Genomic DNA, 13,965 nt, shown 5'->3' with positions numbered 1-13,965 from the left:
TAGCAGATGTATACAGCATTCAAGGTTGTGAGGTAATTTTTTCGTTTGTTAATTACTTGTAAAATGGTGATGGCCTTCTCTGAATGACATTTCTATGTGACACTTTTTATGCAGCTCATTGTCTATTCATGCAACATCTAAAGACAACTAGGTGTATTTGCCAAAACATAACAGGATGTGTGAGGAGGACAATTTGCGACACTCTGCGATAACTCAAGAGCAAGCACCAGCACTATCGGCATTACTTGATAGTGACTATCGACTTAATTTTCAGGGGTTTATAGAGCAAATTAAGTTGTCTAATAAACCATTGTCGCTTGCAACGATCAGATTCATACTTGAAAAGGTGGCATTGGATGACACTGAGATAAAGGCGTTATCCAGTTTTGATCAAGACAACTATTGTCGCAGGAGATTGTTCAAAAACGACCACTGTGAAGTGCTTATATTGAGTTGGCTAAATGGCCAGAGAAGCAAAATTCATGATCATTTAAATACCGCCTGTGGCGTACGAGTTCTGCATGGTGAAGCGACCGAGACTTTGTTTGCAACGGCAGCGAATGGTCATATTTATGCATCCCAATCCTACCATTACCAACAAGGTAGTGTCACTGTTAGCAAAGACAACGATATTCACCAAATTTCTAATTTACAGGCCGATGATGAACCTCTAGTCACACTGCATGTCTATTCTCCACCGTTACAACAATTCCATTTGTATCAGTTGGAAGGAGGCGAGCCAGAGTTGTTGGACTTGCAGCAAGATTCTTGGTTCTATGAAATTTGATGTCAGGCTGATAGCAGAAAGGCGAGCCATATTGCTCGTCTTTCTGCCATCAGCGGTATTCAGAAATCAGCATCGCTCGAGTCTCTTCTTCGAGGGCTTCAAACATATGTGGTAAGTCTCCGGGGTACGAAATGTAATCCCCTTCGCCAAGTTCATAAGGATCGGTTTGCAATCCGAGCCTTGCACGGCCCTTAACGATCACGACATGCTCAACAACTCCAGGGTTATGTGGCTTGGACAAAAACGGTTGGCCAGGTTTAACGTCAATCCAGTAGATGTCTCGACAAACATTTGCTGGACTGGCAGCTAGTAATATGGCTTGGTAATCCTTTTGCTCTGAAAATACGCTCACTCCTTTACCATAGCGAATAACTTTGGTCGTAGGTGCTGGTGTTTCAATTAGACGAGAAAAAGGAATATCAAGGACAACGCAGATGGACCAGAGCGTCTCAATACTCGGATTTCCAACGCCATTTTCGAGTTGCGAGAGCGTCGATTTTGCGATGTTAGCGCGTCTTGCTACCTCGGCGATACTTAAGCCAGCATTCAACCTTTCAGCATTCAGAGTGGCAGCGATTTGTTCGATTGGCGGTTTACTTTGATCCACAATGCTCTCTCTAGTCAGTGTATTTCCGTTCATTATAAAAAACGATGAAATGATTTGACAAACGTTTTTTTGGTGTTCATTATAAAATTCTAACGTTCATTATAATGTTTAACTTCGGTTGCAATCGGTGACAGTAACCACTAAATGTCGAGGCTTTTATTATGGAATACCTACTCTCCGTCGCTTTGTTTGCCGTTTCATCTTCGGTGACACCGGGGCCAAACAACATCATGGTGATGACATCTGGACTGAATTTTGGAGTCAAACGCAGCCTGCCGCTGTTAACCGGTATTTGTGTTGGATTTACTTTGATGTTGCTATTGGTAGGGTTGGGCTTTGGTGAACTTTTTTCTTTGTTCCCGCAGCTCTCTTTGACGGTCAAAGTCATGGGAACACTTTACCTCTTGTATCTCGCATTGCAGATCGCCATAGCTGACAGAGTGAGTGCTGAGAAAGGCCGAAATCGACCGCTTGGTTTTCTAAATGGAGCTCTGTTTCAGTGGGTCAATGCCAAAGCTTGGGTTGTGGCAATTGGTGCGATATCCGCATTTACGACAATAGGCGAAGGGTATATGACTCAAAACCTCACCATCGCTTCAATGTTTTTTATTGCCTCGTTTCCTTGTGTTGGCGTGTGGTTGGTGTTTGGTTCTTCGTTACGCCGATACATAGACAAACCAGCCTATTTGAAAGCCTTCAATAGGCTGATGGCGTTGCTGCTAGTCGTCTCTGTCTTGCCTGTTGTTGGAGAGATCGTTAGGCAACTATGATTGAAAAGCGCCAAGCGAAAAGTTCGGCGCTATGATTAGTGTTATTGATGAGAGGCGTGAAGCAAGTGCGAGAACCCATTGTCTTTCAGGCTTCGCTCCATGAAAGCAATCACCTGGCGACTGGTTTGATGAGGAACGAAGTTCGAGCTCGATTTACCATCAATGATCAGCTGGGATAAGTGAGCAGCTTCAAACTCAAATCCACCGCCTGCAGGTATGTGTGAGATCTGGGTATGTTCATCTTTGTATGTGATATCAATGACGGTTGGATTCCACCACTTATCTTGGATAACAATTTCAACTTCGGGACCACGTATTGTCGCAACACGTTTTAGGTCTTGGCTGATTGAAGCGCCAATCTTGCCCTTGATACCGTGATTAAACGTAAACTCCACGGTTTCATCGACCTTGGATTGAGTATTGTGCTTCTGATAGGTCACCGATGGCGGTTGGATCTCACTCTGTTGGAGTTGACAAAGATCCGCGTACAGCCAGAGCGCATAAACACCGACATCTAAAGTCGCACCGCCGCATAGGTTAGGGTTAAATATTTGCTGTTGAATATCAAACTCATGCCAGTTGCCGAACGCCGCTTCGACTGATTCTATCTCAATGCTATTGTTTTGAATGAAATCTCGTAATGCTCGGTAAGCAGGGAAAGTGACTGACTTCATGGCTTCCATGAGCAATAGGCCTTGTCTATCTGCCAGTGCCTTCATGTCGTCCCAGTCTTGGGTGTTAGTGAACGCTGGCTTTTCAACCAGAACGTGCTTGCGGTGTTTCAAGAACAGCTCAACCATGCTTTTGTGAAATGGATGGATAGTCGCAATATATACGGCATCAACATTTGGGTCTTCTGCCATGGCTTGGTAAGAAGAGTAAGCGTGGGCAGCCTGATAGTTCTGGGCAAAAGCATTCGCGCGCTGTTCATCTCTGGCTGCGACGGCGTAGAGAGTCGCGTTATTGACGTGCTGAGTGAGATCGGCGGTAAAGCGATGGGCAATTTTCCCAAGGCCGGCAATACCCCAGCGTACTTTTTGTCCTGTCATATCAATTTTTATCATTCTAGTATTAATGAGGCTGATACTAGCGATGAGTGCGGGTTTACGTCAAATAGAAGTCGTTGAACTAAAAAAGAAAGCCGCCTTGAGTAGGCGACTTTTGCTTAAAGAAAGTCACTATCAAGCTGAGAGCTATTCAATTCCCAGTTGTTGATTAATCAGAGCAATCTCTTTGCGCCACAAAGCCTGAAGCTTAGGCTTTTGGTGCTTGGTTTTTCTCGACACATCTTCCTCCAGTTTTGTTTCGAGGTCATAGAGTTTTTCAATTAACTGCTCTTCATCAGCGAGCCCGTCCGTTAGAGGGAAAGGAGTCGCTACTTGAGTTTCTTCGATTGCTGTTTCATTTGAGGCAAGAGATGACTCTGAACTCATTGCTTGGTAAAGCTGTTGCGGGTCTAACCATTCCTCCAGAGAATTCCCCTTGATATACCAAAAGCGATTGCAGCTTGCTTCAATCAATTCTCTGTCATGAGTGACAAGCAATAATCCACCTGAAAAATTGGCCAACGTTTCTGCCAGTTCTTCTTTGCCTTTGAGATCCAAATGATTGGTTGGCTCATCGAGCAAGAGAAGGTGGTAGTTTGCTAGAGTTAACCCGATAAGCAACAAGCGAGATCGTTCACCACCACTCAGTTGATGAACTTTCTGATTGTGTCTAAGGTACGGGAATCCAGCGCTGATCAACGCCATCTTACGCTTTTCTTCTGGTACAGAAGTGAAGCTCGCCAGAGCATCCAATAGGGTTTTGTTATCGTCGAGTTGCTTAAGGCTTTGATCGTAAAAACCAACGTTGGCCCTAGGATGAAACACAATACTTTGTTGTACCGCATCATCCTGATGGTAGCTTTGCCATAGCGTTTTCAACAAGGTTGATTTCCCCCCTCCATTTTTGCCAACAATGGCTACCCGATCGCCACTTTTCAATTGGTTAGCCACGATATTGAATAAGCATGGAGCTTTAGGCGATGGCGAAACATCCAGATCGGATATTTGCAGTAAGCGGTCCGCTTTTAAACGTTCGCCTTTTAACTCCAACTTCCATGGTGTCCCACACGTGAGTATCGTCTGGTCGCCTTTTAGCTTCTCAACGCGTTTTTCCATGTTCTTGGCTTTTCGCGATAAGTCTTCATTGTCGTAAACATGTCCCCAAACAGCGAGGCGTTTCGCACTTTTCTCAATACGGTCGATTTCTTTTTGCTCCGCTTGATGACGTTGCATGTCAGCGTCATCACGTGCCTCAAGCATTTCCAAAGCTTGGGAGCAGGGCAGTTGAAAGAAGTGCAGGCTATTGTCACGCAGTATCCAGGTGCAATTGGTGGTGTTGTCCAGCAACCTTCGGTCGTGTGATACGAGTACGAAACTCCCATTCCAGTTCAGCAAGAACTGCTCTAACCAAAGGAGTGTTGTCAGATCAAGGTGATTACTTGGTTCATCCAGTAAGAGTAGGTCGGGTTCCACGATCAATGCTCTAGCTAACAGCAAGCGCGTATGCTGACCGCCACTTAAGCCAGAAGCGGCTAATGACCATTGTGATGAATCGAACCCCATTTCTGAAAGAATGAGTTCAGCTCGCCAACGTTGACTGAGTCGTTCACTGTCAGGTAAACGATCAAGTACAGCGTCCATCATTGACTGGCGCAGCAAAGATTGTGGAAGGTGTTGCTCCACGCATTCTAATTGGCAATGGCTTGCTGTTGTAATGGTTCCGGCATTTGCTTGAATTCCACCATGAAGTAGATTCAGAAGGGTACTTTTACCGCAACCGTTGTGACCGACTAAGCCGATTCGGTCGCCTTTTTTTAGAGTGAAAGAGATGTCTTCAAGCAAAGGAGCTGAAGTCGTTTGATAAGAAATAGATTGTGCAGATAGTAAAGTGCTCATAACTTACTCAAGAATTACAGGCATGAAGATGCCTTTCGTCAAACATTGCTGACGATAACCCTGTAAGCCAGAGAGAAGAGACTCTAGTCTGTATGTATTAATCTTCGCTCAAGCAAAGGTTATCGCAGCACGATACCAGTAAAACTTGAGCTTGCACGTTCGCTGAAGAAGCGTGCGAAATGCAATTCACACTTAGTCATGGGGGTTCCTCCTTATTTTGATTGATGGGCCCAGTGACGAGAGTGTAAGGGAATGCCCTGCTGTTGGTCTAGCTTCACTATTTAGAAACGTTGCACAGTTGGCAATATTTGTGACCCATCTTGAAGATGTTTATGTGCTCAACACGTTGAAGTATTGATTAGCGGTGATACCGTAATACACCTTGTCGTCGAATCCTGACTCAACCTTGTAGTAGTCAACTTGACGGCCTTCAAATGAAAAACCGCACTTCTCCATCGTTTTGTATGAACCTATGTTAGCGCCATAGCAGTCTGCACTGACTTTGTGGCTACCTAACTCGGTGAATGCAATATCGGTGAGCAAGCGACAGGCGCGAGTAGCGATCCCTTGGCCCCATGCGTGGACGGGAAGTTGATACCCAACTTCGTAGTTGCCTTCGAGAAACATGACTTTAGACAACCCGCACATGCCCATGTAGTGGCCTTGTTGGTCTCGAATGACAAATGTTGGGCTGTCTGGCCAACTTCCTTTTTCAGCCGCTTGCTCAGTGTTTTCAATAATGGGCTCAAAAAACGCCTGATACATGCTGTCCGCAGCTGGTGCGAAGAACAAATAGGCATTCACCTTATGGTCGTTGAGCATAGCGATTATATCGTTTAGGTCGTCACGTTGAATTAGTTGGATGCTTAGCGTGTCACTTAAAGGGAATGATTGCCCACTTTGTAATGCTGTGTATGTCATTGTGTACCTCTCCATTTGCTCAGCATGGTAGATCAGGATCTGTACCGAAAATTGGATATTTGCGACAAGTGCTATTGGAAATCGCCGTAGATGTCGATAGTCAGGTCTCGGTTTTTGAGATACTTAGCTGGTGTCCGATTGAGCTGATTTTTGAGCTGGCGAATTAAATGGGATTGATCACTAAAACCAAATGCTTGTGCAAATTCAGCCCAGTCGGGCTCGGTATCCTGAGCATAGATAGACAGCACCATCTCTTCCAGTTTCATCATCATGAGATATTGCTTGACGCTAAGCCCAGTCACTTGCTTAAAGTGCCTTTCTAACGTGCGCCTAGAACATGCACACTGGTCTGCAATCTGATCGATGTTCCAATCAGATAGGCGACTTTCTACCATTGTGGTGACTTTCTGTGTGATAGAAAAAGCGCGGTCTTTTCTCTTATCAAGGTTGAGCTGGAGGAAGTGATGATGGAGCACATCAAGCAGGTGTAACTTATCGTTTGAACTCCACAACTGGTTTTGTAACGAGGGGCCAAACATTGTGGCCAGCCAATCGGGCCAGTCACAGTGATTTGTATTCAGGCTGCTAGAGGGAGCAAGAAGGTAGAGCCCTTCAGGTCTAAATGTGATACCGATACGTTTTAATGGGGCTTTGTCTTCTAATGTCAGTAACTGATCACTAATAGAGAGTAGATGACTGCCTCGACCTTCCAGTTTAAGTAAGTCATTCTCATAGCAATACTGCTGTTCATCAGGGATAAATAGCAAGTGAGGTCTGGGGTTAGGGATCAGCTTAGGTTTTTGTTCTCGTATTTCACCAACGCCTAATTCGAGATACCAAACTTGGTGTATTAACCATTCGAAATCTTGTAGGGGTTGCTTCCACGTAATCATTGCAAATTCAATTGAGTTCTTTCCCCTCCAGTGTACGTGATAACGGTGCACTTTCGCAAAGCTACCTTGTTATATACAGCGGATAAAAAATCATTTATTCCGGATGGTTAGGTGTAAATCTGGCTGATCCCTGTATCAATAAAATATGTCATTTAGGTGACACATAAACGACAAACAATAAAATTCATATCTATTGTTGTGATAAACATGCTTTACCTCTCGTTTTGTGTGGATTGATGTGTTGTTTTTTTAACCTAGTGCAAAGGCTCTCATCGGATGAGTTGAATAAAGCTTATTCACTGACTAATCCTATTTTATGAGCAAAAGTGGTTTCGATGTTTGGAATTTTGCTCGCTGATGATAAAGCAAATTACGCTAATTTCAGGACGAAAAGGTTAATAACATCATGAAAATAATGACAAAAATTGCCTCCATTGCAGTGGCAATTGCATTTTCTAGCTTCACACATGCTGCCATTGGAAACTACAAAGTTGTACTGATTCACGGTTTTCAGTCTGATCAATTGAAATCCAAACCAGATGCCGCGCAGGTCGATCGAGAGGGTGAAGATTACTGGAAAGAATACTGGCTTCAATACGCGGATACACGAATCGACTGGCCCGCTTATGAGCGTGTCGAAGGTAAGATCTCCAGCGAATATGCTTGGCCTAAACTTCAAGAGCTTTCACGTAATGGCACTTGCCAGCCAGGTTGTGTTTTTGTCACCCATTCTGCAGGCGATCTCGTTGCGCGCTATCTGCTGGATAATCAGGAAAACTGGCTCACTAATGCAGGGCTAGCGCCGTTGAATATTGTCGCTACCTATGATTTTGCGGGGGCTGGTGGTGGCTCTGAGCTTGGCGATATTGTAATGAATATCATTGAAGGTGGAGGCTTGGCGAATAGTGCTATGCGCTATGCCATTTCATTGTGGCTGGGTGAAATGCCTAATCAAATCAACTCTGGAGTCCTCAATGACCTGAGAGTTTCTAATGCGCGGCAAATCGCTCGTCTGTCAGAACATCGAATTCCTCGTATTCGATTTATCGGTAACGGAACTGACTATTTCAAAACCACATCCGTTTTCCTTCCGGGTAATGACGATGGGGTTGTTGCCGCACATTCGGCATGTGGTGCCGCAGAAGCAGGCAGTTATGACAGTTGCTCAACGAGCTTAGCGATGAATGGCAAAATAGCCTCACAACGTAAAGGTGTGTCCAGCTTTATGCCTGAACATTATCCTTTAATCATGGGAGATGATTACAGTCATAGTGATGTTGTAGGGGCTAAACACAAAGGTAAAGTGACTTCCAGCATCACTGGCGTGACGTTAGCCAATGGGCAGTCAGTTGGTGTCACAACCTACCAAGATCGTGGTTGGTGGGGTAAAAAATATCTGTATGTACAAGGCTCCAACAAAGACACCATGTCTGAAATTGCCGTTGGTCTAAACTGATCAGATATTGGGCTGGACAGAGCTTCCAGCCCTTTGCGTTCTGGAGGAAGGAATGAAGAAAAAGTTATGGATATTGAGCCTGTGTGCAGCCTTGACAACGCTTAGTGTCATGTTTTGGCCAAGCCCTGTCGAGACCTCTGAATATGCCAAGTCGAAACGTAGTGATCGTCCTTCAAACGCTATTTCTCCTGTCCCTGCCACGCACTTTGAGCGTGAAACATCAAGCCGTGCTGTTGAGCTGAAAACGCCTTTGGAGTCTGAAGAGGTCACACTGAAATTGAAGCAAATCGCAATTCAACATCAACAAATCCTCCAATACCCATCCTACTCTCAGCCGATAAACAGTGAAAATAGCCTCTATTTGAGCTGGAACGCATTTGAAGTGGTTGATACCCCGGTACTGGACGGTCGATCTACCGCAAACTTGAGTATCGAAAAGTTTCGACATTTCTATCCTGAGCAGATATTGGTCGCGCTTGTAACACAGGAAGCAGTAGTTAGTGCGTCATTGGATGTCGTTTCTGTTGCGACCCAGCAAACCCTAACGACACTACCGATGGATGATATGAAGTGGCAAATCACGCCCGGGGCTGATTGGCCAGAAGAACTGAGATTAGTAGCGCGCATTGATTTTGATAAAGGTGAAGATGTGATCAGCGCTGATGTTCGTTTGTATCATTCTGTAGCGAACGTTATTTCCGTGTCACAGGCTTACGCTCAGGGACCTGATATGAAGGTTCCAGTAAGGTTACAAATCGACAAAGAGGGCATATTCAGACTGCGTGCAAACCTTTACCGACAGGGCGGGAATGCCATCGCCTCCTTGGTCAAAAAGCAACGATTATCGGAGGGCGAGCAAGTAATGGAATTACAAGCGTTTAAGCGAGTCTTGCCTGAGGGAACGACGGACCTAGAGTTACGTGATGTGGTGATTGAGAGAATGTCAGGGTACCCCGGAGAAAAAGCAGCTTATGGGCAGAGTGATGCAGAGAGTTACGCGATTGGTCGTTTTGATTCTAATGCCTTGACTGATGAAGAATACCAAATGACAGAGCAAGAAAGACAGCAAATGGCTTTTCTGCAGCAACTGCTGTGAGGTATTTGGTTAATACACTGGATAGAAAGCAATTGTTGCAATACAATTGAACGATGTTTTATTGCTATAGAGCCGCTATGTTTCGTACTAAGTTCTTTCTTTTGTTTAGTTTCTGTTGTACCGCTACAGCCTGTGCAAGTACTGAGGATATCTCTTCAGATAAAGTGACAGAAGAGCATATCGTTGAAGAAACAACGGATATCAAAGAAGTAACGACCGCAGACAAATCTGAGTCAAAAGGCAAGGGTATTGATGGACAAGCTCTGCTTGATAATGAGCCAACTCGGCAAATTCTAAGTTCACTGGAAAGTGTGACCGATACGCTCAATGTTCTGACTTTTGGCATCTTCGCTGGTGAACATCGTTAACCTAGACTCTTTGGCGCTTTACCGCTGACTTGTGTACACAGCTCATTAGAATCAGGTCTATGCTTTATTAACCGATATGCCAATAGCGGATGGTTATGCAGCTGCTTCAGACCTTTTTTCGTAAACTTTCTATTAGAAACCGACTCATGTTCGGTTATCTGCTACTGTTTTTGCTTGTCCTTAACATCGCCAATCTCTCGAATTACGTCTTGATGCGAGATCTTGTAGAAAAAGGCGTAGAGAAAGAGCTCACAACGGCAACTGAGTCTATCACCAATAATATTGCGACTACGGTCGATATTACGATCAGGAATTATTTGCGAGGTATCTCAGAGTTCAATCTGCAATATGTAGAGCAGCAGTATCGTCAATATCAGTTAGGCAATCTGTCTGAGCAACAAGCTAAGCAACGCGCCGCTAATTTCCTACTAAATCAAAAAATCGGTGTTACAGGGTACCCTTATGTTGTCGACTCCGAAGGGATCATCCGAGTCCATCCAAAGCAGCCATTGCTTGACGTGAGCTTGATGAAGTACGAATTTATTCAGAAGCAAGTAGCGGCCAGACAAGGTTATCTTGAATATCAGTGGAAAAACCCTGATGAGCTCGTTGAGCGACCAAAAGCGCTGTACATGGTCTACTTTGAACCGTGGGATTGGATCATCACTTCATCTTCTTATCGTGAAGAGTTTGCCAGTTTGGTGGATATCGAGGATTTTAGTGAGTCGATATCTAAGCTTCACTTTGATGAAACTGGGTATTCTTACGTGCTCAACGACCAAGGAGACGCCATTGTTCACCCCTATTTCGATGGCAACTTCTATAACGTGCGAGACTCAAGAGGTCAGTTGTTCGTTCAACAAATGCTTAAAGAAAAAAACGGCACGATTAAATATACGTGGAAGAACCCACAAGAGCCGGAACATCGTGAGAAAATCGCAGTTTTTCGATATTTGCCTGAGTACAAATGGTACATCGTTTCCTCTACTTATGTTCAAGAACTTAACCAACCGCTGTTCGACCTTAAGGTTATTCATGCCATTGTGCTGTTAGTCTCTATTTTGCTCATCGTACCGTCTAACTTACTTCTCAGTCGCTCTATCGTATTGCCGTTGAAAAATGTCATGCAGTGGATAGGTAAGGCCTCTGATGGTAACTATAGCGTGCGAGTGGAAGATAATTCGGGCTCGAATGATGAGTTAGCTCAGTTGGCAAATTACTTTAATCACTTTCTCTCGGAGCTGGAAAAATCAAACCAAGAGCTTTATCAGGAAATTCAAGAGAGGGTCAATGCTCAGAGTAAGCTAGAAAATCTCAATGAGACACTTGAAGAGAAAGTCGCAGAACGAACTCTGGCTTTAGAGCAAAGCATGGAGCAATTGAAGAGAACGCAAGAGCAGTTAATCGAATCAGAAAAGCTATCGGCGTTGGGTGGATTAGTCGCGGGGATTGCTCATGAGGTCAATACGCCATTGGGCATTGCGATCACGTCCTCGTCACTTATTCATGAATCTAATACCAAGCTCAAAGCTGCTTTTGAAGCTCAGTCTCTGACCAGTGAACAGTTTGATAACTATGTGACTCAACAGGCGCAGGCCATCGAATTGCTGACGGACAACCTGAATCGGGCATCTAAATTAGTCCAAAGCTTTAAACAGACGGCAGTCAATCAGGTTTCTGAGCAGTGTACGGACTTCGATGTCAACGACGTGCTTCAAGCGTTGCTCGCCAGCCTGCATCCAGAGACTCATAAAGTGGGAGTAACACCGCAATTGGTTGTGGAGCCTGGGCTGACAATGCACAGTTTGTCTGGTGCGTTAACACAGGTATTTTCCCATCTGATCCTGAATAGTGTCCACCATGCGTTTGATCAGCAAGCTGATCCAAAGATCCTTATCGACGTCCGGCTTGAAGAGGATGAGGTAGTGTTTCGGTTCGAAGACAATGGTTGCGGTGTGGAACCAGAGCTACACAAAAAGATATTTGAGCCTTTCTATACCAGTAGAAGAGCACGCGGCGGGACGGGGATAGGCTTAAATTTGGTGTTTAACTTGGTGACCCAGAAGCTCAAAGGAACGTTGGAGTTTGCCTCCAGCCAAGGTGTGAGTTTTACCATCCGATTGCCAAAGCGGTTATCGAGTGGTATCGATAATGATTAATTGTTGTTAATTGCAGCAAGATAGAGGAAGGTATTGAATGATATCAATACCCAGTGGTAATCTCAGCAACAGTTCTCTCGCAGAGTATGGTGAAAGTAGGCCTTTGCTTTTGACCTGAACTGCCCACTCATTCAAGGCGTATTTATGCAAAGTTCTGAGCAGCATCAGGCGGGTGCCACTCCTAACCAACAAATCAGCTCATCTTCCCAAGGAAAAAGTAAGAACCTCGGAATTCTTCTAGAACTGATTAAATTCATTAGGCCATATCAGTGGAACGTTATCGCCGCGCTTGTGGCGTTGGTTTTTACTGCGTCATTGACACTGTCTGTCGGTCAAGGAGTGCGTCTGTTGATCGATCAAGGTTTTGCTCAGCAGTCGACACAAGAGCTGAGTAGTGCGATTCAACTCATTGTGGCGTTGACAGTGATGATTTCAATCGGGACATTCTTTCGCTTTTATCTCGTTTCTTCGGTAGGGGAAAGGGTGAGTGCTGATATCAGGTTGGCGGTCTTCAACCATGTCATTAACCTGCACCCTAGTTATTTTGAAACCAATGGTAGTGGCGACATTATGTCGCGTATTACAACCGATACCACGTTGCTGCAAAGCATTATTGGTTCATCGTTTTCAATGGCGATGCGTAGCGCTTTGTTGTGCGTTGGCGCAGTGATCATGCTGTTTGCCACCAACATCAAACTGACACTGATCGTTCTAATCTCTGTCCCTTTTATCCTGGTCCCTATTTTGTTTTATGGTCGGCGGGTAAGAGCTTTGTCCCGTCAAAGTCAGGACTCGATGGCCGATGTGGGCAGCTATGCTGGTGAAGCGATTGAGCACATCAAAACCGTTCAGAGTTACAGTTATGAAGCTCAGGAAAGAGCCGCATTTGCTAAGGAAGTTGAAAGAGCATTTGAGATTGGACGACAAAGAGTTAAGCAACGAGCGATATTGATTTCTGGGGTGATTGTTATCGTCTTCAGCGCAATAGCAGGTATGCTCTGGGTCGGGGGGAGTGACGTCATTAATGGCACCATGTCTGGTGGTGATCTGGGGGCGTTTGTCTTCTATGCCATTATGGTGGCTTCTTCCCTAGCGAATATTTCTGAAGTGATGGGAGAGCTACAACGCGCGGCAGGGGCTACCGAAAGACTAATTGAAATCCTGCAGGTTGAAAGCCATATTATTGCACCAGCGGATAAGGTGGTATCGACCGAGCAGCTCGCGAGTGAAGTCATGTTTGATGATGTGACTTTTCATTACCCATCCAGACCCGAACATGCGGCGATTGAGCGCTTAACGCTCAAGGCTGAAGAGGGAAAAGTATTGGCTTTGGTTGGCCCCTCTGGCGCAGGCAAAACTACGTTGTTCGAGCTTCTGCAACGTTTTTATGACCCTCAGTCAGGGCAAGTCACTTTGGGTGGCGCTGACATTCGTCAAATGGCGCCAAGTGCACTGCGACAACAAATGGCTCTGGTGCCTCAACAACCTGCTTTGTTCAGCAATAACGTGCTGCACAACATCCGTTATGGTAACCCTGCCGCAACAGACGAGCAGGTGATAGCCGCCGCGAAAAAAGCCCACGCTCATGATTTCATTATGCAGCTACCACAGGGTTACGATAGCTTCCTTGGTGAACGGGGAGTGCGATTGTCAGGCGGTCAACGTCAACGTATCGCCATCGCACGGGCGATTCTTAAAGACCCAAATATATTGCTACTGGATGAAGCGACCAGTGCTCTGGACAGCGAGAGTGAACACCATGTTCAACAGGCGCTGGAAGCACTTATGCGCGATCGAACCACACTTATTATTGCTCATCGCTTGTCGACCATTAAACACGCCGATCAGATTGCCGTTTTAGATCAGGGTAAGCTGGTGGATGTGGGTAACCACAGCGATCTAATGCAGAGTTGTGAACTATACCAGCGTTTGGTTGAGTTGCAGTTTAAGCCAATTGACCGATAGT

12 protein-coding genes are annotated in these 13,965 nt (G+C 45.1%); 7 read left to right on the top strand and 5 right to left on the bottom strand.

Features of this window, described 5'->3' with window-relative positions:
- Positions 1-193: 193 nt before the first annotated feature.
- Positions 194-787 (top strand): cysteine dioxygenase, encoded by a 594-nt coding sequence (locus OH455_RS08425; protein WP_269981061.1) that lies wholly within the window; start codon positions 194-196, stop codon positions 785-787.
- A gap of 49 nt (positions 788-836) precedes the next feature.
- Here OH455_RS08425 and OH455_RS08420 read toward each other — a convergent pair whose 3' ends face one another.
- Positions 837-1,394, bottom strand: coding sequence for a helix-turn-helix domain-containing protein (locus OH455_RS08420; RefSeq protein WP_205622470.1), 558 nt, complete (start codon positions 1,392-1,394; stop codon positions 837-839).
- Between the two features lie 161 nt (positions 1,395-1,555).
- Here OH455_RS08420 and OH455_RS08415 point away from each other — a divergent pair, with 161 nt between their 5' ends.
- A complete protein-coding gene (locus OH455_RS08415) occupies positions 1,556-2,164 on the top strand; it encodes a LysE family translocator (protein ID WP_269981060.1) in 609 nt (202 codons plus the stop codon).
- 41 nt (positions 2,165-2,205) lie between these two features.
- On the opposite strand, the gene OH455_RS08410 is transcribed toward OH455_RS08415, so the two are convergent.
- The 4 genes from OH455_RS08410 to OH455_RS08395 all read right to left on the bottom strand — a co-directional run bounded on the left by OH455_RS08410 (position 2,206) and on the right by OH455_RS08395 (position 6,920).
- On the bottom strand, positions 2,206-3,213 hold the full coding sequence (locus OH455_RS08410; protein WP_269981059.1) for a Gfo/Idh/MocA family protein: 1,008 nt from the start codon (positions 3,211-3,213) through the stop codon (positions 2,206-2,208).
- A gap of 144 nt (positions 3,214-3,357) precedes the next feature.
- The gene (locus OH455_RS08405) at positions 3,358-5,106 is read right to left on the bottom strand and encodes an ABC-F family ATP-binding cassette domain-containing protein (protein WP_269981058.1); all 1,749 of its coding nucleotides are present in this window, start codon (positions 5,104-5,106) and stop codon (positions 3,358-3,360) included.
- Between the two features lie 330 nt (positions 5,107-5,436).
- Positions 5,437-6,027, bottom strand: a complete 591-nt coding sequence (locus OH455_RS08400; RefSeq protein ID WP_269981057.1) for a GNAT family N-acetyltransferase — start codon at positions 6,025-6,027, stop codon at positions 5,437-5,439.
- 71 nt (positions 6,028-6,098) lie between these two features.
- On the bottom strand, positions 6,099-6,920 hold the full coding sequence (locus tag OH455_RS08395; protein WP_269981056.1) for a helix-turn-helix domain-containing protein: 822 nt from the start codon (positions 6,918-6,920) through the stop codon (positions 6,099-6,101).
- Between the two features lie 406 nt (positions 6,921-7,326).
- On the opposite strand from OH455_RS08395, the gene OH455_RS08390 reads away from it, so the two are divergent.
- The 5 genes from OH455_RS08390 to OH455_RS08370 all read left to right on the top strand — a co-directional run bounded on the left by OH455_RS08390 (position 7,327) and on the right by OH455_RS08370 (position 13,964).
- A complete protein-coding gene (locus OH455_RS08390; protein ID WP_269981055.1) occupies positions 7,327-8,376 on the top strand; it encodes a hypothetical protein in 1,050 nt (349 codons plus the stop codon).
- Positions 8,377-8,428: 52 nt separating this feature from the next.
- Positions 8,429-9,472 carry a hypothetical protein gene (locus tag OH455_RS08385; protein WP_269981054.1) on the top strand — a complete coding sequence of 348 codons (1,044 nt, stop codon included), beginning with the start codon at positions 8,429-8,431 and terminating at the stop codon, positions 9,470-9,472.
- Positions 9,473-9,549: 77 nt separating this feature from the next.
- Positions 9,550-9,840 carry a hypothetical protein gene (locus tag OH455_RS08380; RefSeq protein WP_019277988.1) on the top strand — a complete coding sequence of 97 codons (291 nt, stop codon included), beginning with the start codon at positions 9,550-9,552 and terminating at the stop codon, positions 9,838-9,840.
- 95 nt (positions 9,841-9,935) lie between these two features.
- Positions 9,936-11,999 (top strand): cache domain-containing protein, encoded by a 2,064-nt coding sequence (locus tag OH455_RS08375; protein ID WP_269981053.1) that lies wholly within the window; start codon positions 9,936-9,938, stop codon positions 11,997-11,999.
- A 144-nt stretch (positions 12,000-12,143) separates the two neighbouring features.
- A complete protein-coding gene (locus OH455_RS08370; RefSeq protein ID WP_269981052.1) occupies positions 12,144-13,964 on the top strand; it encodes an ABC transporter transmembrane domain-containing protein in 1,821 nt (606 codons plus the stop codon).
- The last annotated feature ends 1 nt before the right edge of the window (position 13,965 follow it).

It is taken from the genome of Vibrio sp. T11.5 (assembly GCF_027587155.1).
Taxonomy (GTDB): domain Bacteria; phylum Pseudomonadota; class Gammaproteobacteria; order Enterobacterales; family Vibrionaceae; genus Vibrio; species Vibrio neptunius.
Note: the sequence above shows the minus strand (reverse complement) of the source record. Positions and strands in the feature narration are given on the sequence as shown.